General features: G+C 74.4%; 17 protein-coding genes. 9 read left to right on the forward strand and 8 right to left on the reverse strand.

Annotated elements, in window-relative coordinates; genetic code table 11:
* Positions 1–109: 109 nt before the first annotated feature.
* Complete coding sequence (gene acs, locus A3CO_RS0122720) at positions 110–2,050, reverse strand: acetate--CoA ligase (protein WP_018334552.1); 1,941 nt, start codon at positions 2,048–2,050, stop codon at positions 110–112.
* A 209-nt stretch (positions 2,051–2,259) separates the two neighbouring features.
* On the opposite strand from acs, the gene A3CO_RS0122725 reads away from it, so the two are divergent.
* From A3CO_RS0122725 to A3CO_RS0122735, 3 genes are all read left to right on the forward strand, one after another.
* Positions 2,260–3,795 (forward strand): DUF7782 domain-containing protein, encoded by a 1,536-nt coding sequence (locus A3CO_RS0122725; protein WP_018334553.1) that lies wholly within the window; start codon positions 2,260–2,262, stop codon positions 3,793–3,795.
* On the forward strand, positions 3,792–4,256 hold the full coding sequence (gene dtd / locus A3CO_RS0122730) for a D-aminoacyl-tRNA deacylase (RefSeq protein WP_026204889.1): 465 nt from the start codon (positions 3,792–3,794) through the stop codon (positions 4,254–4,256). Before A3CO_RS0122725 ends, dtd begins: the two co-directional genes overlap by 4 nt.
* A gap of 168 nt (positions 4,257–4,424) precedes the next feature.
* The gene (locus tag A3CO_RS0122735; protein WP_018334555.1) at positions 4,425–5,486 is read left to right on the forward strand and encodes a sigma-70 family RNA polymerase sigma factor; all 1,062 of its coding nucleotides are present in this window, start codon (positions 4,425–4,427) and stop codon (positions 5,484–5,486) included.
* 389 nt (positions 5,487–5,875) lie between these two features.
* Here the strand turns inward: A3CO_RS0122735 and A3CO_RS36220 are convergent, their stop codons facing one another.
* From A3CO_RS36220 to A3CO_RS0122755, 4 genes are read right to left on the reverse strand one after another with little or no spacing between them, the layout of a single operon-like run.
* Positions 5,876–6,382, reverse strand: a complete 507-nt coding sequence (locus A3CO_RS36220; RefSeq protein ID WP_157647796.1) for a hypothetical protein — start codon at positions 6,380–6,382, stop codon at positions 5,876–5,878.
* 56 nt (positions 6,383–6,438) lie between these two features.
* On the reverse strand, positions 6,439–9,168 hold the full coding sequence (locus A3CO_RS0122745; RefSeq protein ID WP_018334557.1) for a bifunctional acetate--CoA ligase family protein/GNAT family N-acetyltransferase: 2,730 nt from the start codon (positions 9,166–9,168) through the stop codon (positions 6,439–6,441).
* Positions 9,169–9,171: 3 nt separating this feature from the next.
* Entirely contained in the window at positions 9,172–10,338 is a 1,167-nt protein-coding gene (locus tag A3CO_RS0122750; protein WP_018334558.1) for an acetoin utilization protein AcuC, read from the reverse strand.
* A 47-nt stretch (positions 10,339–10,385) separates the two neighbouring features.
* The gene (locus A3CO_RS0122755) at positions 10,386–11,309 is read right to left on the reverse strand and encodes a sulfurtransferase (RefSeq protein WP_018334559.1); all 924 of its coding nucleotides are present in this window, start codon (positions 11,307–11,309) and stop codon (positions 10,386–10,388) included.
* Positions 11,310–11,374: 65 nt separating this feature from the next.
* Between A3CO_RS0122755 and A3CO_RS0122760 the strand changes: the two genes are divergently transcribed.
* From A3CO_RS0122760 to A3CO_RS0122770, 3 genes are read left to right on the forward strand one after another with little or no spacing between them, the layout of a single operon-like run.
* Positions 11,375–12,088 (forward strand): iron-dependent transcriptional repressor DtxR, encoded by a 714-nt coding sequence (locus A3CO_RS0122760; RefSeq protein WP_018334560.1) that lies wholly within the window; start codon positions 11,375–11,377, stop codon positions 12,086–12,088.
* A gap of 60 nt (positions 12,089–12,148) precedes the next feature.
* Complete coding sequence (galE, locus tag A3CO_RS0122765) at positions 12,149–13,117, forward strand: UDP-glucose 4-epimerase GalE (RefSeq protein WP_018334561.1); 969 nt, start codon at positions 12,149–12,151, stop codon at positions 13,115–13,117.
* Positions 13,114–13,800, forward strand: a complete 687-nt coding sequence (locus A3CO_RS0122770; RefSeq protein ID WP_018334562.1) for an HAD hydrolase-like protein — start codon at positions 13,114–13,116, stop codon at positions 13,798–13,800. Before galE ends, A3CO_RS0122770 begins: the two co-directional genes overlap by 4 nt.
* A 26-nt stretch (positions 13,801–13,826) precedes the next feature.
* On the opposite strand, the gene A3CO_RS33905 is transcribed toward A3CO_RS0122770, so the two are convergent.
* Entirely contained in the window at positions 13,827–14,864 is a 1,038-nt protein-coding gene (locus A3CO_RS33905) for a DUF4192 domain-containing protein (protein ID WP_018334563.1), read from the reverse strand.
* A gap of 228 nt (positions 14,865–15,092) precedes the next feature.
* On the opposite strand from A3CO_RS33905, the gene sthA reads away from it, so the two are divergent.
* The 3 genes from sthA to A3CO_RS39165 all read left to right on the forward strand — a co-directional run bounded on the left by sthA (position 15,093) and on the right by A3CO_RS39165 (position 17,530).
* Entirely contained in the window at positions 15,093–16,505 is a 1,413-nt protein-coding gene (gene sthA, locus A3CO_RS0122780; RefSeq protein ID WP_018334564.1) for a Si-specific NAD(P)(+) transhydrogenase, read from the forward strand.
* A gap of 83 nt (positions 16,506–16,588) precedes the next feature.
* On the forward strand, positions 16,589–17,059 hold the full coding sequence (locus A3CO_RS33910; RefSeq protein WP_157647797.1) for a GtrA family protein: 471 nt from the start codon (positions 16,589–16,591) through the stop codon (positions 17,057–17,059).
* Between the two features lie 75 nt (positions 17,060–17,134).
* A complete protein-coding gene (locus A3CO_RS39165; protein ID WP_211214532.1) occupies positions 17,135–17,530 on the forward strand; it encodes a hypothetical protein in 396 nt (131 codons plus the stop codon).
* Positions 17,531–17,560: 30 nt separating this feature from the next.
* On the opposite strand, the gene A3CO_RS0122795 is transcribed toward A3CO_RS39165, so the two are convergent.
* Both A3CO_RS0122795 and A3CO_RS0122800 read right to left on the reverse strand, forming a co-directional pair.
* On the reverse strand, positions 17,561–17,929 hold the full coding sequence (locus A3CO_RS0122795; protein ID WP_018334566.1) for a YybH family protein: 369 nt from the start codon (positions 17,927–17,929) through the stop codon (positions 17,561–17,563).
* A gap of 98 nt (positions 17,930–18,027) precedes the next feature.
* Positions 18,028–19,155 carry a baeRF2 domain-containing protein gene (locus tag A3CO_RS0122800; protein ID WP_018334567.1) on the reverse strand — a complete coding sequence of 376 codons (1,128 nt, stop codon included), beginning with the start codon at positions 19,153–19,155 and terminating at the stop codon, positions 18,028–18,030.
* Between the last annotated feature and the right edge of the window lie 39 nt (positions 19,156–19,194).

The following is a 19,194-nucleotide window of genomic DNA, read 5'->3' on the forward strand; positions in this document are numbered from 1 at the left end:
CACCGTGTCAGTCGAGCGGGCGGCGGTCATCCGTGTGGGCACGGAGGTGCCTCCGGCCGTGAGCACTCATCCGTGCTCCGGCACGGACGAGTGCTCACGTGCGGAGCACCTAGTTGCTGATCTGCTTCTTCATCTCCTCGACCACGGACGGGTCGACCAGCGTGGAGGTGTCGCCCAGTTCCTCGCCCTCGGCGAGGTTCTTGAGCAGGCGGCGCATGATCTTGCCCGACCGGGTCTTGGGCAGGTCGGGCGCGAAGATCACGGTCGCCGGGCGGGCCAGCTTCCCGATGGACTGGGCGACCTGCTCGCGCAGGGCCTGCTCGAGCTCGTCGGTGCCCTCCTTGTCGCCGGTGAGCGACACGAAGGCGACGATCGCCTGTCCGGTGTCCGGGTCCTTGCGCGCGGCGACGGCGGCCTCGGCCACGTCCTCGTGCTCGACCAGGGCGCTCTCGATCTCGAAGGTCGAGAGGCGGTGGCCCGACACGTTGACGACATCGTCGAGCCGGCCCATCAGCATGATGTCGCCGTCGGCGTCGTACTTGGCCCCGTCGCCCGCGAAGTAGGCGTCGGAGTACTTCGACCAGTACGTGTCGCGGAACCGCTGGTCGTCCTTGTAGAGCCCGCGCATCATCCCGGGCCACGGGGCGGTGAGGACGAGGTTGCCGGTCTGCTCGACGTCGAGGACGTTGCCCTCGTCGTCACGGATCTCCGGCCGGACCCCCGGGAAGGGCTGCTGCGCCGACCCCGGCTTCAGCGTCGTGATCCCCGGCAGCGGCGTGATCAGGATGTGCCCGGTCTCGGTCTGCCACCAGGTGTCCATGATCGGCGCCTTGTCGCCGCCGACGTACTTGCGGTACCACTCCCAGACCTCGGGGTTGATCGGCTCGCCGACGCTGCCCAGGATCCGGATCGACGACAGGTCGTGCGCCTGCGCGTGCTGCTCGCCCCACTTCATGTGGGAGCGGATCGCGGTGGGCGAGGTGTAGAGGATCGAGACCTTGTACTTCTCGACGATCTTCCACCACACCTCCTTGTCCGGGTAGCCCGGCACGCCCTCGTAGAGGACGGAGGTGACGCCGTTGACCAGCGGTCCGTAGGTGATGTAGCTGTGCCCGGTGATCCAGCCGATGTCGGCGGCGCACCAGTAGACCGAGTCGTCCTTGACGTCGAAGACGAGGTTGTGGGTGGTCGCGACCCCGGTGAGGTAGCCACCCGTGGTGTGCACGACGCCCTTGGGCTTGCCGGTCGAGCCGGAGGTGTAGAGGAGGAACAGCAGGTCCTCGGACTCCATCGGCTCGCAGGGGCAGCTCTCCGCGTCGGAGGACTCGCCGTCGATCAGGTCGTCGAGGTAGACGTCCCGGTCGTTCATCGGGATGTCCCCGCCGGTGCGCTTGACGACGACGATCTTCTCGACCGTCGTGCTGCCCGCGCTGTCGAGGCCGTCGTCGGCGTTGGTCTTCTGGGCGCCGGCCTTGCCGCCGCGCATCGCCTCGTCCTGGGTGATGAGGACCTTGCACTCGAGGTCGTTGCACCGCTCGGCCACGGCCTTGCCCGAGAACCCGCCGAAGACGACGGTGTGCGGGGCGCCCAGGCGGGCGCACGCGAGCATCGCCACGACGGCCTCGGGGATCATCTGCATGTAGATCCCGACCGGAACGCCCTTGCCCACCCCGAGCTTCTTCAGCCCGTTCGCGAACTGCACGACCTGCTCCTGCAGCTGCGCGAACGTGATGTCGCGCGCGTCGGCGGAGTCGGGCCCGTCGTCGGGGACGACGTGCAGCGCGACCTTGTCGCCCTGCCCGTTCTCCACGTGGCGGTCGACCGCGTTGTAGCAGGCGTTGAGCTTGCCGCCCACGAACCACTTGGCGTAGGGCAGCTGCCAGTCCAGAACCGTGTCGTACGGCTCGAACCAGCTGATCCGCTCCTTCGCCTGGGAGTCCCAGAACTCCTCGAGGTCCTGTTCCTTCATCTCGGGACGCACGTTGGCGGTCTTCGACAGCTCCGGGTCCGGCGGGTACGTGTTTCCCTGACTCGAGCCCTGCTCCGACATCCGCTGGCCTCCGCTTCGTCGCTTCTCCACTGGCTCCGGGCCCGAGGCAGCCCCTGTGCGCAGGGTCACGACGCCGGGCCCGGTGGAAGAACCCTGCCACGTCCGACGTGGCGGGGTCCCCTTCGTCCGGACGGCGTGTTCCCCGTGAGAGCGGAGTGCAACCCGTCACAGTGACCCCGGGACCGGTGTACCGATCACGAGGCCAGACTGTGATCGTGATCGATCGACTCCCGGCCGTCGCGGGCCGCCTCGGGCCGGTGTTCCGTGCCGCCGGCTTCACCGTCGACGGCGTCGCGGAGGCGCTGGGCGCCGAGGCCGGGGCCGCCCTCGACCGGGGCGAGCCGGAACCCGCGAGGCGCTGCCTTCCCGACGACGGGCCGTTCCCCGTCCTGGTCCGCCTCTTCCTGCTCGCGGAGACGGTGACGCCCGGGGAGGCCGCCGCGGCGTTCGCCCCCGTGGCGCTGGACGAGCTCCTCGACGCCGGGCTCCTGGGCCGCCGCGGCGACGGGGTGGTGGCCGGGCTGGACCTGCGCCCCCACGCCGACGAGCACGGCTCCTGGTGGGTGGTCTCGGATCTCGACGGCGGCGAGGGCAAGGACGTCGAGCACGTGCTCGGGGCGGGCGCGGCGTCGATGTCGTTGGCGCGGGCGACGGTGCGCCGACCGGTCGGCACCCTGCTCGACCTCGGCGCCGGCTGCGGCGTGCAGACCCTGCACTGCTCGGGACACGCCACGACCCTCACGGCCACCGACGTGTCCGCCCGCGCGAACACCCTCGCCCGCGCGACGTTCGCGGTCTCCGGCGTCGACGCCGAGGTGCTCACCGGCCCGTGGTGGGAGCCGGTCGAGGGCCGCCGCTTCGACCAGGTCGTCTGCAACCCGCCGTTCGTCCCCGGCCCGCCCGCCGTCGAGCACGTCTACCGCGACTCCGGGCTCGGCGGCGACGGCGCCTCCGCCCTGCTCGTCTCCACCCTCCCCGCCTTCCTGACGCCGGGTGGGGTCGGTCAGCTGCTCGCCTCGTGGCTGATCACCGGCGCCGACCTGCAGGCGGCCGACGAGCCGGGCACCGGCTGGACCGCGCGGCCGCGGCAGTGGGTCGAGGAGGCCACGCGGGCGGCGGCGCCGGGCGGGCTGGACGCGTGGGTGGTGCAGCGTGACGTGGCCGACCCGGCGCTGCACGTCGGCACCTGGCTGCGCGACGCCGGCGTCGACCCGGCCTCCCCCGTCGGCCGCGCCCGGAGCGCCGAGTGGCTCGACTTCTTCGCCGCGCACGACGTGGTGGGGATCGGCTTCGGGTTCGTCACGCTGCGCCGGACGGCCGCGGGCGACGAGGGCACGGTCGTGTTGGAGGACATGCGCCAGGCGATCGGCGACCCGCTCGGCCCGGAGATCGAGGCGTGGCTGGACCGGGTGGCGTGGCTGCGGGGCCACGACCTGCTCGACGAGCCGCTCGTCGCCCCGCCGACCACGGCGCTGGAGCGCGGCTACACCGGCTCCGACGAGGGCTGGCGGCGGATCGGGGGCACGCTGGTGCGCCTCGACGGCCCGCAGTGGCGCCACGACCTCGACGAGCTCGGCGAGTCCCTGCTCGCCGGCTGCCGGGGCCACCTGCCCCTGGCCGACCTGCTGGAGCTGCTCGCGGTCGCCCACGGGCGTGACGCCGAGGAGCTCACCGCGGCCGCCCTGCCCGTCGTCCGGGACCTGTTCCTGCACGGGCTGCTGGTGCCGCGGGACGCGGCGCCGTGAGGGCCGTCGTCGCTCGGGTGACCGAGGCGTCGGTGACGGTCGACGGCACCGTCGTCGGGGCCCTCGACGGGCCGGGGCTGCTCGTCCTGCTCGGCGTGCACCGCGACGACCCGGGACGCGGGGACGAGCCGGTGACGACGATGGCGCGCAAACTGCACGAGCTGCGCATCCTCGGGCCGGGCGAGCGCAGCGACGGGGAGTGGGTGCGCGAGGCGTCGTGCGCCGACACCGGCGCGGGACTGCTCGTCGTGAGTCAGTTCACGCTCTACGGCGAGACGCGCCGGGGACGACGACCCTCGTGGTCGGCGGCGGCGCCCGGCGAGGCGGCCGAGCGGGTCGTGGACGCCGTGGTGGAGGCCCTGCGGGCCCGCGGGGCGACGGTGGCCACGGGCACGTTCGGCGCGGACATGGCGGTGGCATCCGTGAACGACGGCCCCTTCACCGTGCTGGTGGAGGTCTGAGGGGCCGGAGGTCGTGCTCCGTTGTGTCCCGATGACCGGAACCACGCGTCATCACCGTCACAAGCGGCTATCCGGAGGACGACCCGGGACGCGGGAACGATCGCGCGTCACCGCGCGTTCGACCATGTGACGCGGCGCGCCAGACCAGCGCTGCGCAGGGAGGATTCCATGACGGCGACACTCGCCCCGCAGACGTCTCGTTCCGACGTTCCTGCCGAGGCCGTCCTGCCCGAGTCGACCCCCGACGGCGACACCTCCGAGACCACCGTGCTGCAGACCGAGGCCGAGATCCAGAGCGACCTCGACGCCCAGAGCCCGGCCGCCGACCTCGTCCGTGTCTACCTCAACGGTATCGGAAAGACCGCGCTGCTGACGGCCGCCGACGAGGTCGAGCTGGCGAAGCGCATCGAGGCAGGCGTCTTCGCGGCGCACCTCCTCGAGGACCCGACCGCCGAGATCGACCCCGAGCGGGCCAAGGACCTGCGGATGGTGGCGCGCGACGGCCGTCGCGCCCGCGCCCACCTCCTCGAGGCCAACCTGCGGCTCGTCGTCTCGCTGGCCAAGCGCTACACCGGCCGCGGGATGCCGCTGCTCGACCTCATCCAGGAGGGCAACCTCGGCCTCATCCGGGCCGTGGAGAAGTTCGACTACGCCAAGGGCTTCAAGTTCTCGACCTACGCCACGTGGTGGATCCGCCAGGCCATCACCCGCGGCATGGCCGACCAGGCCCGCACCATCCGCCTGCCCGTCCACCTGGTCGAGCAGGTCAACAAGCTGGCCCGCATCAAGCGCGACCTGCACCAGACCCTCGGCCGTGAGGCCACCAACGAGGAGCTGGCCGAGGAGTCGGGCCTCGCGGTGGAGAAGGTGGCCGACCTGCTCGACCACAGCCGCGACCCGGTGAGCCTCGACATGCCGGTCGGGTCCGAGGAGGAGGCCCCGCTCGGGGACTTCATCGAGGACGCCGAGGCCACCGACGCCGAGTCGACGGTGATCTCGGGCCTGCTGCACGACGACATGCGTCGGGTCATCGCCACGCTCGACGAGCGCGAGCAGAACGTCATCCGGCTGCGCTACGGCCTCGACGACGGGCAGCCGCGCACGCTCGACCAGATTGGCAAGCGCTTCGGCCTCTCCCGGGAGCGCGTCCGCCAGATCGAGCGCGAGGTCATGTCGAAGCTGCGCGAGGGCGACCGCGCGCGGCGGCTCAAGGCCTACGCGGCCAGCTGACACCCACCGCGACACCGGACGGCCGGTGCGGACCCCGAACGGGGTTCCGCATCGGCCGTTCGTCGTTCCGGGGCACCGTCCTCCGTGACGCCGCGCTCCGGAATCGAGTCATCAGTTCACGGACGGCCCGTCCGTCCGGTCGCTTGACCCCTCCGACCGGACAGGGGCATGCTCTCCTCGGCGCCCACGTGTGACGGGGCGCACGCCGGGACGGCGGTACCGCTGCCCGGCCACCGACACGGTGACCCTGCCCGGTCACCCGCGACGAGGGGCCGGGACGGCCGGGGGCCGTCCCGGTTCCTCTGCCCTGCAGCGCCGAGCCGTGACGTCAGCGGTGGCACACGGCGGGCACCCGACGTCCGTCGCGCGCCACGCTCGCGGACGTGGCGTCAGCGCACCTCGCCGGTGAGCACCACGCGCCGCTCCCCCAGGTCCGCGTCCAGCGGCAGCGCGAACGCCGGGTAGCGCAGCTCCCGGGTGCACGGCCCGGTGGAGGTCGACGTCTGCGTGACCCGCACGGTCACCGCCTCGGCCGTCTGCGCCACGATCGTCGCCGCCGCCTCCGTGCACCCGCCGGCCCGGCCGTACACGCCGAGGGTCCGGGGGCCGGTGGTCCAGACGAGCGTCGGGAAGCCGGCCGGCAGACCCGTCGTCGTGACCCGGGCGGGATCGAGCGCGGTGCCGCCGGGCGGGGGCGAGGCGATCAGCGGGTCGTCCGGCACCGCGGGCGTCGACGTGCCGCCGGGCGGGGCCCCGGTGGGGACCGTCGCCGGTGAGGAGGCCGGCGGCTCCGCCCCCGAGGCCCCGGAGGCCCCCGAGGCCCCGTTCCCGGAGCCGCAGCCCGCGGCGAGCACCAGGGCGGCGGCGAGCATCACGATCATCGGCAGCGCACGCATCGTCGGCGATGGTGCCCGACCGGACGCCTCGGAGCCCTGCGCCTCACCCGCACGGGTCACCCGCCGAGTCGGCGCGGCCCGGTGTCGCGCGGGCCCGGCGGGGGCCCGAGGACCGCCCGCATCGACGTCGGGTGCACCCCGCGCTCGGCCACGAGGATCGGGTCGAGCACCAGGGAGCGCAGCTCCGGCACGTGGTCGGCCAGCTGCCCGATGCGCAGCAGGAGGTCCTCCAGCGCGGTCAGGTCCATCGGCCGGGCGCCGCGGTACCCGTCGAGCATCGGCGCCGCCCGCGGGGCGCGTACGAGCGTGTGCGCGTCCATCGTCGAGAGCGGGGTGGCGCGGTAGGCGCGGTCCCCGAGCAGTTCGGTGACCACCCCGGCGAGCCCGAAGGACACGAGCGACCCGAAGGACGGGTCGTCGCGCAGCTCCACCACCACCGGCATCCCCGGCGGCACCTGGACCTGGACGTCGACCTCCGGTGACCCGGAGAGGTCGGTGAGCTGCTGGTAGGCGTGGGCCACCGACTCGTCGTCGCTCAGGCCCGTCCGCACCCCGGCGAGGTCGGAGCGGTGCCGCCACGTCCGCACCACGGTCTTGACGACGACCTCGTGGGCGCCCTGCTCGCGCAGCGCCCTGGCGGCCTCGACCGCCTCGTCGCGCGAGCGCGCCCGCCGGAAGGGCGCGACCCGGATGCCGACGCGCCGCAGCAGCTCGGCGGTCCGCTCGTCGTCGAGCACCAGGGCGGACTCGATCGGCCCGAGCTCGTCGACGAAGACCCGGGCGGCGGTGAGGTCACAGCCCGGCGGGACGACGAAGTCGCCGACCGGCCGCTCGAGCCACTGCGTGTACCGGACCACCCGCGCCAGGGCGATGACCGCCCGCTCCGGGGAAGGGTAGGAGGGCACGCTGCCACGGGCGGGGACGGCCGGGCCGCCGTGCTCGGAGGGCACCGCGAGGTGCTCGGGCACGCCCGAGGAGGCCAGGAACGTCGTCGTCACCGGCTTGTCGGCGCTGGTCACGACCTCGGCGAGCGCGTCCGCGTGCTCCGCGCCGTCGGTGGCCACCGGCGGGGAGAACACGATGACGAGGGCGTCGCAGCGGTCGTCCTCGAGGGCCCGCAGGGCGGCGTCGGCGAGCTCGGCGGGGTCGGCCATCGCGCCCACGTCGACCGGCGGGAACGCAAGGTGCATCCCGTGGGCGAGGGCGACGTCGGACGCCAGCACGCCGAGCGCGCTCGAGTTGCCGACGACCCCGATCCGCGGGCCCTGCGGCAACGGCTGGTTGGCGACGAGCAGCGCGACGTCGAACAGCTCGTCGACCGAATTGACCCGGATCACGCCGGACTGGTCGAACACCGCGGCGACCGAGGCCTCCTCCAGCGGCGAGGTGCTCGCCGCGAGCCCGGGCGTCGCGTGCCGGCCGGAGGCGACGGCCACCACGGGCTTGCGCCGGGCCAGGCGGCGGGCGACCCGGGCGAACTTGCGCGGGTTGCCGAAGCTCTCGAGGTAGAGCAGCACGACGTCGGTGCCGGGGTCGGTGTCCCAGTACTGCATGAGGTCGTTGCCCGACAGGTCGGCGCGGTTGCCGGCCGAGACGAAGGTCGACAGTCCCAGGCGCCGTTGCGCGGCCGCGGCGAGGATCTGGATGCCGAGCGCCCCGGACTGGCAGAAGAACCCGACGCGCCCCGGGGGCGGCAGCGTCGGCGCGAGCGAGGCGTTGAGGCGGACGGCCGGCGCGAGGTTCACGACGCCGAGCGCGCTCGGCCCGACCACGCGCATCCCGCGGGAGCGGGCGGCGGTGACGAGCTCGCGCTGCCGCGCGATGCCCGCGTCCCCGGTCTCCCCGAAACCTGACGTCACGACGACGAGGGCGCGGACCCCCTTGGCCAGGCAGCCGTCGACGACCCCCGCGACCTCCTCGGGCGGGACCGCGAGCACGGCGAGGTCGACGTCGTCGGGGATGTCGGTGACCGTCGGGTAGGCGCGCACGCCGCGCACCGACCGGGCCTCCGGGTTGACCGGGTAGACCGGCCCGGTGAAACCGCCGAGCAGCAGGTTGCGGAGCACCACGTGGCCGAGCTTGCGCTCGTCGGTCGAGGCCCCGATCACGGCGACCGACCGCGGCGTGAGCACGTTGGACACGGACCGCGCCTCGGCGGCCTGCTCGCGGGAGCGGCGCACCTCGGTGGAGCGGTCGGTGGCGGCCACGTCGAACTCGAGGTGCAGCGTGGAGCCGTCGAGGGCGCGGGTCACGTCGTAGCCGGCCTGGCGGAAGGTGTGCAGCATGGCGCGGTTCTCGGCGAGGACCTCCGCGACGAACCGGCTGATCCCCACCTCCTCGGCGGCCGCGGCGAGGTGCTCCAGCAGGATCGAGCCGAGGCCGCGGCCCTGGTGGTCGTCGCGCACGACGAACGCGACCTCCGCCGACGGGTCGTCCGCCCCGAGCCGCACGTAGCGCCCGATCGCGATGATCTCGTCGCCGAGCCAGAGCACGAGGGCGACCGAGTCGTGGTGGTCGACCTCGACGAAGCGCTGCAGGTCGCGCGGCGGGATCGTCGGGTAGGGGCTGAAGTAGCGGTAGTACCGGGTCCGCTCGGAGAGCCGGCCGTGGAACGCGACGACCGCGTCCGCGTCGTCGGGCGTGATCGGCCGCAGGTGCGCGGTCGCGCCGTCGGCCGCCACGACGTCGGCCTCCCAGTGCCGCGGGTAGGGCGCGTCGGGCACGGCGGTGACCGGGGTGGTCGCCGCGTCGAGGCTCGAGATCTCCTCGACCGGGGATGTGCTCATGGGTCAGTCCAGGACGTTCTGCGGTTCGAGACCGTGCAGTGGGAACACGGCACGGCGGGTCTCCAGGACGAAGCGATCGACGTCGATCTCGGTGTACCCGCCCCACGGGGTCCAGTCCGTCGGGGCCTCCTCCGTCATCGTCGTCGGCAGCGGCCGGTTCGTCAGCGTGGCGGCGTGTGACGTCCATTCCGCCGGGATCGTCCGGTCCGGGTCGACGTCGCGGTCGAGCACGGTGGCGAGCAGGTGGGTCCAGGAGCGGGGCACGCCCCGGAACAGGTTGTAGCCGCCACCGCCGAGGACGAGCCACTTGCCGCCGGCGTACTCGGTCGCGAGGTCCCGGCACGCCCGGTAGATCGCCCGGTGGCCGTCGACGGTGAGCGAGAGCTCCGCGAGCGGGTCCTCGTGGTGGGTGTCGGCGCCGCACTGGGTGACGAGGATCTGCGGCTCGAAGGCCCGGAGCAGGCCCGGCACGACGGCGTGGAAGGCGCGCAGCCACGCCTGGTCCCGCGTCCCGGGCGGCAGCGGCAGGTTGATCGCGGTCCCCGCGGCGGCGCCCTCCCCCAGCTCGGACGCGAACCCCGTGCCGGGCCAGAGCGTCCGGGGGTGCTGGTGGACCGAGATCGTCATGACGCGCGGGTCGTCGAGGAACGCCGCCTGCACGCCGTCGCCGTGGTGGACGTCGGTGTCGAGGTAGGCGATGCGGCTGTAGCCGTGGTCGAGCAGCCAGCTGATCGCGATCGCACAGTCGTTGTAGACGCAGAACCCCCACGCGTGGTCGCGCATCGCGTGGTGCAGGCCGCCCGACAGGTTGACCGCCCGGTCGGCCCGCCCCTCCGCGATCTCGCGGGCGGCCGCGATCGACCCGCCCGCCACCAGGGCCGACGCGTCGTGCATCCCCTCGAAGATCGGGTTGTCGCTGGTGCCCAGCTGGTGCACCGGGTCGTCCCCGTGGCGCGGCGCCTGCCGCACCGCGTCGAGGTAGGAGGCGACGTGGACCCGCTCCAGCTCCTCGTCGGGGGCCGGGGTCGGGACCAGGGGCTCGACGCCCTCGAGCACGCCGAGGCTCCGGGCCAGCCGCATCGTCAGGTCCAGCCGGACCGGGTGCAGCGGATGGTCGTTCGACAGCTTGTAGGCCAGCAGGGCCTCGTCCCAGACGACCGTGGCGCGCATGGCCGCGAACCTACCCAGGGAGACGGAGCGGAGCGGCGCTCGACCGGCTACCGGGGCGCGCCCGTCTCCACCGGCCGCTTCCCCGCCACCCAGTTCGACCACGAGCCGACGTAGAGCGCCAGCGGGTCCTCCGGCGGCCGCACCCCGGCGATCTCGGCCGCGAGCACGAGCATCGCCGCGCTCACCCCGGACCCGCAGTACGCGCCGCTGCCCGTCCCGACGACGGGTTCCAGCAGCTCCGCGAGCTCGGCCGGCGGGCGCCAGCGACCGTCGGCGGCGAGCACCTGGCCGACGGGCACGTTGACCGCGCCCGGGATGTGCCCGGCGACGGGGTCGATCGGCTCGGTCTCCCCGCGGTAGCGCTCGGCGGCGCGGGCGTCGAGCAGGGTCGCGTCCCGCGCGACCGACGCCGCGGACTCGGCGGTGAGCACCGGCATCGCACCGCCCGCCACGTCGACGTCGCCCTGGGCCCGGACGCCCCCCGACACGGTGGAGGTCGGGCCGCCGGCCGCGGTCCAGGCGTCGAACCCGCCGTCGAGGACCCGGACCTGCCCGGGCGCGAGCCCGGCCCACCGCAGCACCCACCAGGCCCGGGCGGCGGCCATGCCGTCGCCCGCCCCGACGCCGTCGTGGACGACCACCGGGGTCGACGGACCGATGCCCGCGCGGCGCAGGGTGGTCTGGAGGTCGTCGGGGTCGGGCAGCGGGTGGCGGCCCGCCGGGCCGGGCGGCCCGGCGAGTTCGGAGTCGACGTCGACGAACACCGCGCCGGGCACGTGGCCCGCGTCGAAGTCCGGCTCGCCCACCGGGTCGGGGCGGCGGCGCGTGCGCTTCTTCGGCGGCGGGGTCAGCCGCCAGCGCACGTCGAGGACGACGGGCCGGCCGTCGGTCCCGGCCGGGCCCCCGGCCAGCTCGGCGACGAGATCGGCGGCGGCGACGAGCGGGCCCTCGGTGTTCGGCACGGGGTCCATCGTGCCTGCCCCGGTCAGGGTGGTGCTCCTCGGTAGACTGGTGATCAGGATCGGAAGGGGTGGGGATGAACGACCTCATCGACACCACGGAGATGTACCTGCGCACCATCTACGAGCTCGAGGAGGAGGGCGTGGTGCCGCTGCGCGCGCGCATCGCCGAACGCCTCGAGCAGAGCGGGCCGACCGTCAGTCAGACGGTGGCGCGGATGGAGCGCGACGGTCTGGTCCACGTCGCCGGGGACCGCCACCTCGAGCTGACCCCGGAGGGCCGCGGCAAGGCCGTCTCGGTCATGCGCAAGCACCGGCTCGCCGAGCTCCTGCTGGTCAACGTGATCGGCCTGGAGTGGGAGCAGGTGCACACCGAGGCGTGCCGCTGGGAGCACGTGATGAGCGACGCCGTGGAGCGCAAGGTGTTCGCGCTGCTCGGTGAGCCCGCCGTGTCCCCCTACGGCAACCCGATCCCGGGCCTCGAGGAGCTGCGCGGGAACGGCACGGAGCTGCCCACCCGCACTCCCACGCCCGACGAGGCCGGCCTGGTCCGCCTCGACGAGTTCGCGCGGGCCGGCGGCGGCAAGGTCGTCATCCGCCGGATCGCCGAGCACGTGCAGCTCAACGAGCCGCTCATGGCCGGGCTCAAGGCCGCGGGGGTGCTGCCGGGCAGCGACGTCGAGGTCGTCGGCATCCCCCGCTTCGGCGACGCCGTGAACGTCGGCGCGGGCGGCCGGCGCTCCGAGGTCGACCCGCTCGTCGCGCACGCGGTGCTCGTCCGCGCGGTCTGACGTCACCCCCGGGGGCGCCGCTCACCGGGGGCACAGGCCGGTAGGCCAGACTCGGGGACCATGAAGCTGCTCGTCACCGGGGGCGCCGGGTACGTCGGGAGCGTGTGCACCGCACACCTGCTGGACGGGGGCCACGACGTCACCGTCCTCGACGACCTCACCACCGGCCACCGCGACGCGGTCCCCGCCGGCGCGTCCTTCGTCGAGGGCGACGTCGCGGCCGCGGCGGCCGACGTGCTGGCCGAGGGCTTCGACGGCGTGCTGCACTTCGCGGCGCGCTCGCTGGTGGGCGAGTCGGTGGTCGACCCGGCGAAGTACTGGCACGGCAACGTCGTGACCTCGATCGCCCTGCTCGACGCCATCCGCGCGCACCGCGTGCCGCGGCTGGTGTTCTCCTCGACGGCCGCGACCTACGGCGAGCCGGAGAGCACGCCGATCACCGAGGACTCCCCCACCCGGCCGACCAACCCCTACGGCGCCACGAAGCTCGCGATCGACCACGCCATCACCTCCTACGCCGTGGCCTCGGACCGGGCGCTGGGCGCGGTGTCGCTGCGCTACTTCAACGTGGCCGGCGCCCACGGCGACGTCGGCGAACGGCACGCCACCGAGACCCACCTCATCCCGCTGGTGCTGCAGGTCGCGGCGGGCACGCGCGAGCAGGTCTCGATCTACGGCGACGACTGGCCCACCCCCGACGGCACCTGCGTGCGCGACTACATCCACGTCGACGACCTCGCCGACGCCCACCTGCGCGCCCTCGACCACGCCCCGCCCGGGGAGCACCTGATCTGCAACCTGGGCAACGGCACCGGCTTCTCGGTGCTCGAGGTGATCGAGGCCTGCCGCCGGGTCACCGGACACCCGATCCCCGCCGCCGTCGCGCCCCGCCGTGCCGGCGACCCCGCCGTGCTCGTCGCCTCCGCCGCCCGCGCCCACGAGCGCCTGGGCTGGAGCCCGGCCCGCGGCGATCTCGACGGCATCGTCGCCGACGCCTGGGCGTTCGCCCGGGGTGGGGTGTCGGCGTGAGCCGCGTGAGCGCCCCGGGCCACTCCCCGTCGCTGCGCTCGCCCCTGATCTGCTTCGACCTCGACGGCACGCTCGTCGACTCCGGGCCGGGCATCCGGGCGTCGGTGCTGCTCGCGGCGCAGGCCGTCGGCCTCGCCGCGCCCGACGACGAGCAGCTCCGGGCCCTCATCGGCCCGCCGTTCCCCCGGGCGTTCCGCGACGTCCTCGGCGTCGACGTCGCCACCGCCGACGCGATGATGGCGACCTACCGCGAGGTCTACGGCGGCGGCCTGGTGCGCGAGGTGACGGTCTACGACGGTGTGGCGGACGTGCTCGCCGAGCTCGCCGCCCGCGGCGACCGCCTCGCCGTCACCACGAGCAAGCCCCGCCCCTTCGCCCACGAGGTCGTCGCCCACGTCGGCCTCGACAAGTACCTCGCGGGTGGGGTGTTCGGGGCCGAGTTCGACGGCAGCGTCGAGGGCAAGGCCGCCGTCGTCGGGCTCGCGCTCGCCGCGCACGAGGGGCCGGTGCTCGCGCTCGTCGGCGACCGCCACCACGACGTCGACGGCGCCCGCGCCCACGGCCTGCCGTGCGTGGGGGTGGGCTGGGGCTTCGGCGGGCGCGACGAGCTGGTCGGGGCCGGGGCGGTCGCCGTCGTCGACACCCCGGCCGCGCTGCCCGCCGCGCTCGACGCGCTGCGCTGACCCGCCCCACCGGACACCGCTCCACCTCACACCGCGAGCCGCTCCCGGGTCTCGGCCGCGGCGCGCTCGACCATCCGCCGGGCGGCCTCGGGGGTCTGACCGGCGGCGAGCATGGTGGCGAGGAGACCGCTGAGGGTGTGGTCGGGGTCCGCGGCGCGCGCCCGCTCCAGCGCCGTCGTCAGCGTTGCGCCCCCGCCGTGGTCGAGGGCGGCGAAGGCGAGCAGCGTGGCCGGCTCGGCCACCTCGGGGGCGGGCACGGCGCGGACGAGGACACGCCACAGCTCCTCCGCCGCCGCCGGGTCCACCGTGTCGTCGCACCCCGCGGCCCAGCCCAGGCAGATGTCGCGGACCCGGGGGTCGCACAGCGCCACCGCGAGCCGCGCGATCTCCTCCTCGGCGAGCCCGCCCCCCGCGTCGACCTCGGCGACCGCCCGTCGGACCGCCTCGAGGTCGCGCCGGGCCGCGGCCACCCCCGCGAGCTCGCGGTCGAGCGCCGCGGCCCGGAACGCCTCGTCCACGAGGTCCCGACGACGGCGGGAGTCGGCACCCGGGTCGGGCGCGAGGGACGCGGCCATCTCCTCGTGGGAGCCGTAGGTGATCCGGCCGAGGGCCGTGGTCTCCGCGGCGGTGCGGGTGCCGCCGGGATCGGGCAGCGTCCCGGAGCAGGCGCAGCGCTCGAAGCAGCGGTACGGGGACCCCGCGGCGATCCGTTCGGTCCAGGTGGCGCCGATGACCGGGATCCGCAGCTCGGCGAAGGCGTCGGTGACCGCGTCGACCAACCCGGCCCCGGGCGGGCGGCCGTCGGGCCCGGGGTGGGCTGCGGACACGACCACGACGACGACCGCGTCCGGCCGGGTCGGTGCCAGCCGGTCGCGGGCCGCTGCGGCGAGGACGGCGTCGTCCTCCGGGGCGGCGCCGAGGTCGACGCGCAGCGAGGCGCCGAGGCGGCGCTTCCGTTCCGGGCCGTGCATGCCGAGGACGACCAGCGACTCCTCCGGCGTGAAGCCGAACAGCGGCGGGACGGAGGCGATGAGGTCGGCGGGGTCGGAGATCGAGACGACCACCTGCTCGTCGGGACCCCGCCGCGGCGACCGCGCGGGACGGGGGCGGGGACGGGGGCGGGGACGGGAGGCTCTGCGGGATGTCTTCCGGGTGCTCACACGGGCACTGACTCGGGCGGGGTCGCTCCGGATCCACGGATCACCCGGACGGACGCACCGGCCGTCGAGCCTTCACCGGCCCGTCACGCGCGGGCGCTTGCCGCGGGCAGCGTGGCCGGTCACAGTCGCGAGGTGGCGACCCACGACTACGACCTGCTCGTCATCGGCTCCGGCCCGGGCGGCCAGAAGGCGGCCATCGCGGCGGCGAAGCTCGGGAGACGCGTCGCCGTGGTGGAGCGGCGCGGGATGGTCGGCGGGGTCTGCACCCAGACCGGGACGATCCCGTCGAAGACGCTGCGCGAGGCCGTGCTCTACCTGACCGGCTACGCGATGCGCGGGCTCTACGGCGAGAGCTACCGGGTCAAGCAGGACATCACGGTGCAGGACCTCCTGGCCCGCACCCACTTCGTCATCGGCCGCGAGGTCGAGGTGATCCGCGCGCAGCTGCAGCGCAACCGGATCGACCTGCTCTCCGGCGCCGCCCGGTTCCTCGACGAGCACGCCGTGGAGGTGCTCGGCGAACGCCGCGGGGAGCACCAGACCGTCACGGCCGCGAAGATCGTCGTCGCGACCGGCACGAAGCCGGCCCGGCCGCCGTCGGTCGAGTTCGACGACCGTCGCGTCGTCGACTCCGACGGCATCCTCGCGATGGAGGCGATCCCGGCGAGCATGGTCGTCGTCGGGGCGGGCGTCATCGGCATCGAGTACGCCTCGATGTTCGCCGCGCTGGGCACGCGCGTCACCGTCGTCGAGCGCCGTCCGGCGATGCTCGAGTTCTGCGACTCCGAGGTCGTCGAGTCGCTCAAGTTCCACCTGCGCGACCTCGCCGTCACGTTCCGCTTCGGCGAGGAGGTCTCCGGGGTCACCGTCTCCGACCGCGGCACCGTCACCTCCCTCGCGAGCGGCAAGAAGATCGCGGCCGAGACCGTCATGTACTCCGCAGGCCGGCAGGGCGTGACCTCCGAGCTCGCCGTCGAGAAGGCGGGTCTGGAGGCCGACGCCCGGGGTCGGCTGACGGTCGACGCGCACTACCGGACCTCGGTGCCGCACATCTACGCCGTGGGCGACGTGATCGGCTTCCCCGCACTGGCCGCGACCTCGATGGAGCAGGGCCGCCTCGCCGCGTACCACGCGTTCGACGAGCCGGTGGGCCACGCGGACGCCGCGCTGGCGCCGTACGGCATCTACACGATCCCCGAGGTGTCCTACTGCGGCGCCACCGAGGCGGAGCTGACGCAGAAGGCCGTGCCCTACGAGGTCGGGATCGCCCGCTACCGCGAGCTCGCGCGCGGCCAGATCGTCGGCGACGACTACGGGATGCTCAAGCTGCTCGTCCACCCCGACACGCACGCGCTGCTGGGCGTGCACGTGTTCGGCACCTCGGCCACGGAGCTCGTGCACGTCGGGCAGGCGATCATGGGCTGCGGCGGCACGGTGGACTACCTCGTCGACGCCGTCCTCAACTACCCGACGCTCTCCGAGGCCTACAAGGTCGCCGCCCTCGACGCCACGAACAAGATCCGGGCCCTGCAGACCTTCGGGTAGGTCCCGACGACGGGTGGCGCGGCTTCACCCCGCCGCCACCGGGAGGTCGGGTGCCGGTCGCCGGGGGCGGGCAGGCTGACCCGGTGAGGAGCCGGACGCGGCCGTCCCGTGCCGTGCGGGCCTTCCGGGTCGTCCGCGCCCGTCTGGCGGGCCTGCTGTCCCGCGTCTGGCCGCGCCCCGTGCAGCCGGAGTTCGCCGGCTTCCTGCTGATCAGCACGGTCTCCTTCGCCGTCGACCTCGTGCTGCTCGCGCTCCTGCGGGACGTCGCGCGGCTCGCGGTGTGGGCGAGCTTCGCGCTGGCCTACCTGGGGGCGCAGGCGGTGAACTTCGGGCTCAACAAGGGCCTCACCTTCGACGCCGGCGACCGGCCCGTCGGACCGGAGCTGCGCCGCTATCTCGTCGTCGTGACGGTGAACTACCTGGGGATCGTCCTCGGGCTGGGTGTCGGCCTGCACCATCTCGGGCTGCCCCTGCTGGCGGCGCGGGTGCTCGCCGCGGTCGCCGAGGTGGTGTTCGTCTACGCCGCGATGCGGTGGGTGGTGTTCCGGCGCTGACCCGGGCGCTGAAGCCGACCTGAGGAAGGTCCCCGACTCAGGGAGGCTTCAGTTCCGTCTCCCACGGTGGCCCCCATGAGCGAACGACAGTCCACGATGCCCGCGAGTCCCGCCGGGATCCCGGGGTTCACCGAGTGGCAACGCGCCCTCTCCGACGAGCGGGACCGGACGCGGCCGCCGTCGCGACGGGAGGACCACGACGAGCGTGGCGGGTTCGGCCGTGCCGTGGTCGGGGCGGCCGTCGCGTTCGTCCTCGGGCTCGGCGTGGGGACCGCCGTGATCCTCGGGACGGGCCTCGCCGGCCCGGGCGGGCCGGGCGTCGGGGGGCCGGCGGCGGTCGGGGGGCCGGCGGCGGTCGGGGGCCCGGCCGCCGTGGCCCCGGCCGCAGGACAGGCCGCACCGCCCGCTCCGGCGGCCGCCGGACCGGCCGGCCCGGCGGCCCCGGGCGGTCCCGGCGCCGGTCCCGCCTGACCCGGCCGCACCCGTCGTCGGGGACCCGGATCAGAACAGCGGGTCGTCGATGACGAACCGCCAGGTCCCGTCGGGCTGCCGGCGGGACACCTCGGTGGTGACGCCCTCGGCGTCGATCAGGGTGCCGTCGGGGAGTCGGACCTTCGCGGTCCACCGGCCCGAGGACAACGCGAGGTCACCCGTGACGTAGAGCTTCCGGGTGGTGCCGTGGATGGTCTCGATGCTCTGGGCCATCGCGGCGCACATCGCGCGGATCGGGCCGGCCCCGGTGCACTCGGAGCCGTCGAGTTCGACGGCGATGCCGTCGGGCTCGTAGAGCGCCACCAGGGCGTCGACGTCGGAGGTGTTGATCGCCGTGGTGAAGGCGTCGTGCAGGGCGGCGGGGTCGGTGACGGACATGATCGTGGCCTTCCGGTGGGAGGTGGTGCGCCGGTGTCCCGGCGCACCATCACTCTCCGTCGGAGGCCACGACCGGCCCATCCCAGGAACCTGGGGTCTCAGCCCCCGACGGGGAAGCGCAATAGCGCCCCCACGTGGTCGACCAGCTCGGCGCCGGCACCGAGCACCGCGACCGAGCCACCCAGCGCGCCGGTGGTCCGCAGCAGCACCTGCTCGGCGGGCCGCTGCACGACCTCGCCGTCGGTGAGCGAGGCCGCGCGGTCCCTCTCCGTGGAGATGGCCTCGGGCGTGGCACCGGTCCACAGCTCGCCCTCGACGTGCGAGCCGTCGACCAGCAGCAGCGTGTCGACGGCACCGTTGCGGGCCGCCTCCATCACCGCCTCGAGGCCCTCGGCCGCCGTGTTGTGCGCCTTGGCCTCCTGGAACCGCTCACGGATCGAGGTCTCGCGCGCGGTGGCCGCGAGCCCGGCCTGCGTGAGCAGCGCGTCCTCGAGGGCGTCCTCGCTGGCGCCCGCCGCCCGGCTGCCCGCCTCGATCTCGTGGGTCAGCTCGAGGAGATCCTTCGGCATCTCGTGGCGGACGACCTCACGGCCCTTGACCTCGCCGGCGAGCACGATCATCTCCGGGCGGAACGACGTCACCGCCGACCGGATGCCCTTCACGACGTCGGCGCCGTTCTGGTAGCTCGCCTCGGCGTGCCGCCGCTGGTGCTGCTTGTGGGCGTTGCCGCCCCCGCGCGGCCGGTGCACGCTCTCGACGGCGGTGCCGCGGACCGTCTCCTCGGAGACCTCCCGGGCGCCCTCGACGTTGGACGCGACCACCTGGTAGACGTCCCCGCCGGTCTGGTCGACGACGGCGAGCACCACGCGGACGCTCCCCGACTGCGAGCGGAAGTACGTCCCCAGCTCGGGCAGCGGCGACCAGGTCGCCACGTCGCCGGACCGGTCGACCCCCTCGACGGCCTCGTCGAACAGCACCTCGCCGCCGGCCGCCACGACCACCCGGCCGTACGCGTCGAGCTCGCCGGGCCGCGTCCCGGTGAAGACCTCGCCGAGGGCGGCGACCGTCTTGTCGTCGGCGCCCTGCTCGGTCAGCGAGTCCGCCAGCCCGCGCCACCGCAGCTCGGTCTGCTTGGCCGCGTTCTCGCCGGGGTTCGTCGCCTCCAGGTAGACCGTCGCGAACGGCCCCGGCCGCTCGAAGAGTTCCCGCGTGCGCGACAGGTCCATCAGGTCGTTCCTCCTCCTGGCCGCCATGGTGCGGACGGC

Source organism: Actinomycetospora chiangmaiensis DSM 45062 (genome assembly GCF_000379625.1).
GTDB lineage: Bacteria > Actinomycetota > Actinomycetes > Mycobacteriales > Pseudonocardiaceae > Actinomycetospora > Actinomycetospora chiangmaiensis.

What these genes read in the sequence shown, in the direction of transcription:
- A3CO_RS0122795 (WP_018334566.1), bottom strand. Translation starts at nt 17,929, where the DNA reads ATGTCCGTCACCGACCCCGCCGCCCTGCACGACGCCTTCACCACGGCG.
- A3CO_RS0122750 (WP_018334558.1), bottom strand. Translation starts at nt 10,338, where the DNA reads ATGCGCGCCACGGTCGTCTGGGACGAGGCCCTGCTGGCCTACAAGCTG.
- A3CO_RS0122760 (WP_018334560.1), top strand. Translation starts at nt 11,375, where the DNA reads ATGAACGACCTCATCGACACCACGGAGATGTACCTGCGCACCATCTAC.
- A3CO_RS0122755 (WP_018334559.1), bottom strand. Translation starts at nt 11,309, where the DNA reads ATGGACCCCGTGCCGAACACCGAGGGCCCGCTCGTCGCCGCCGCCGAT.
- galE (WP_018334561.1), top strand. Translation starts at nt 12,149, where the DNA reads ATGAAGCTGCTCGTCACCGGGGGCGCCGGGTACGTCGGGAGCGTGTGC.
- A3CO_RS36220 (WP_157647796.1), bottom strand. Translation starts at nt 6,382, where the DNA reads ATGCGTGCGCTGCCGATGATCGTGATGCTCGCCGCCGCCCTGGTGCTC.
- A3CO_RS0122745 (WP_018334557.1), bottom strand. Translation starts at nt 9,168, where the DNA reads ATGAGCACATCCCCGGTCGAGGAGATCTCGAGCCTCGACGCGGCGACC.
- A3CO_RS39165 (WP_211214532.1), top strand. Translation starts at nt 17,135, where the DNA reads ATGAGCGAACGACAGTCCACGATGCCCGCGAGTCCCGCCGGGATCCCG.
- A3CO_RS0122800 (WP_018334567.1), bottom strand. Translation starts at nt 19,155, where the DNA reads ATGGACCTGTCGCGCACGCGGGAACTCTTCGAGCGGCCGGGGCCGTTC.
- A3CO_RS0122735 (WP_018334555.1), top strand. Translation starts at nt 4,425, where the DNA reads ATGACGGCGACACTCGCCCCGCAGACGTCTCGTTCCGACGTTCCTGCC.
- acs (WP_018334552.1), bottom strand. Translation starts at nt 2,050, where the DNA reads ATGTCGGAGCAGGGCTCGAGTCAGGGAAACACGTACCCGCCGGACCCG.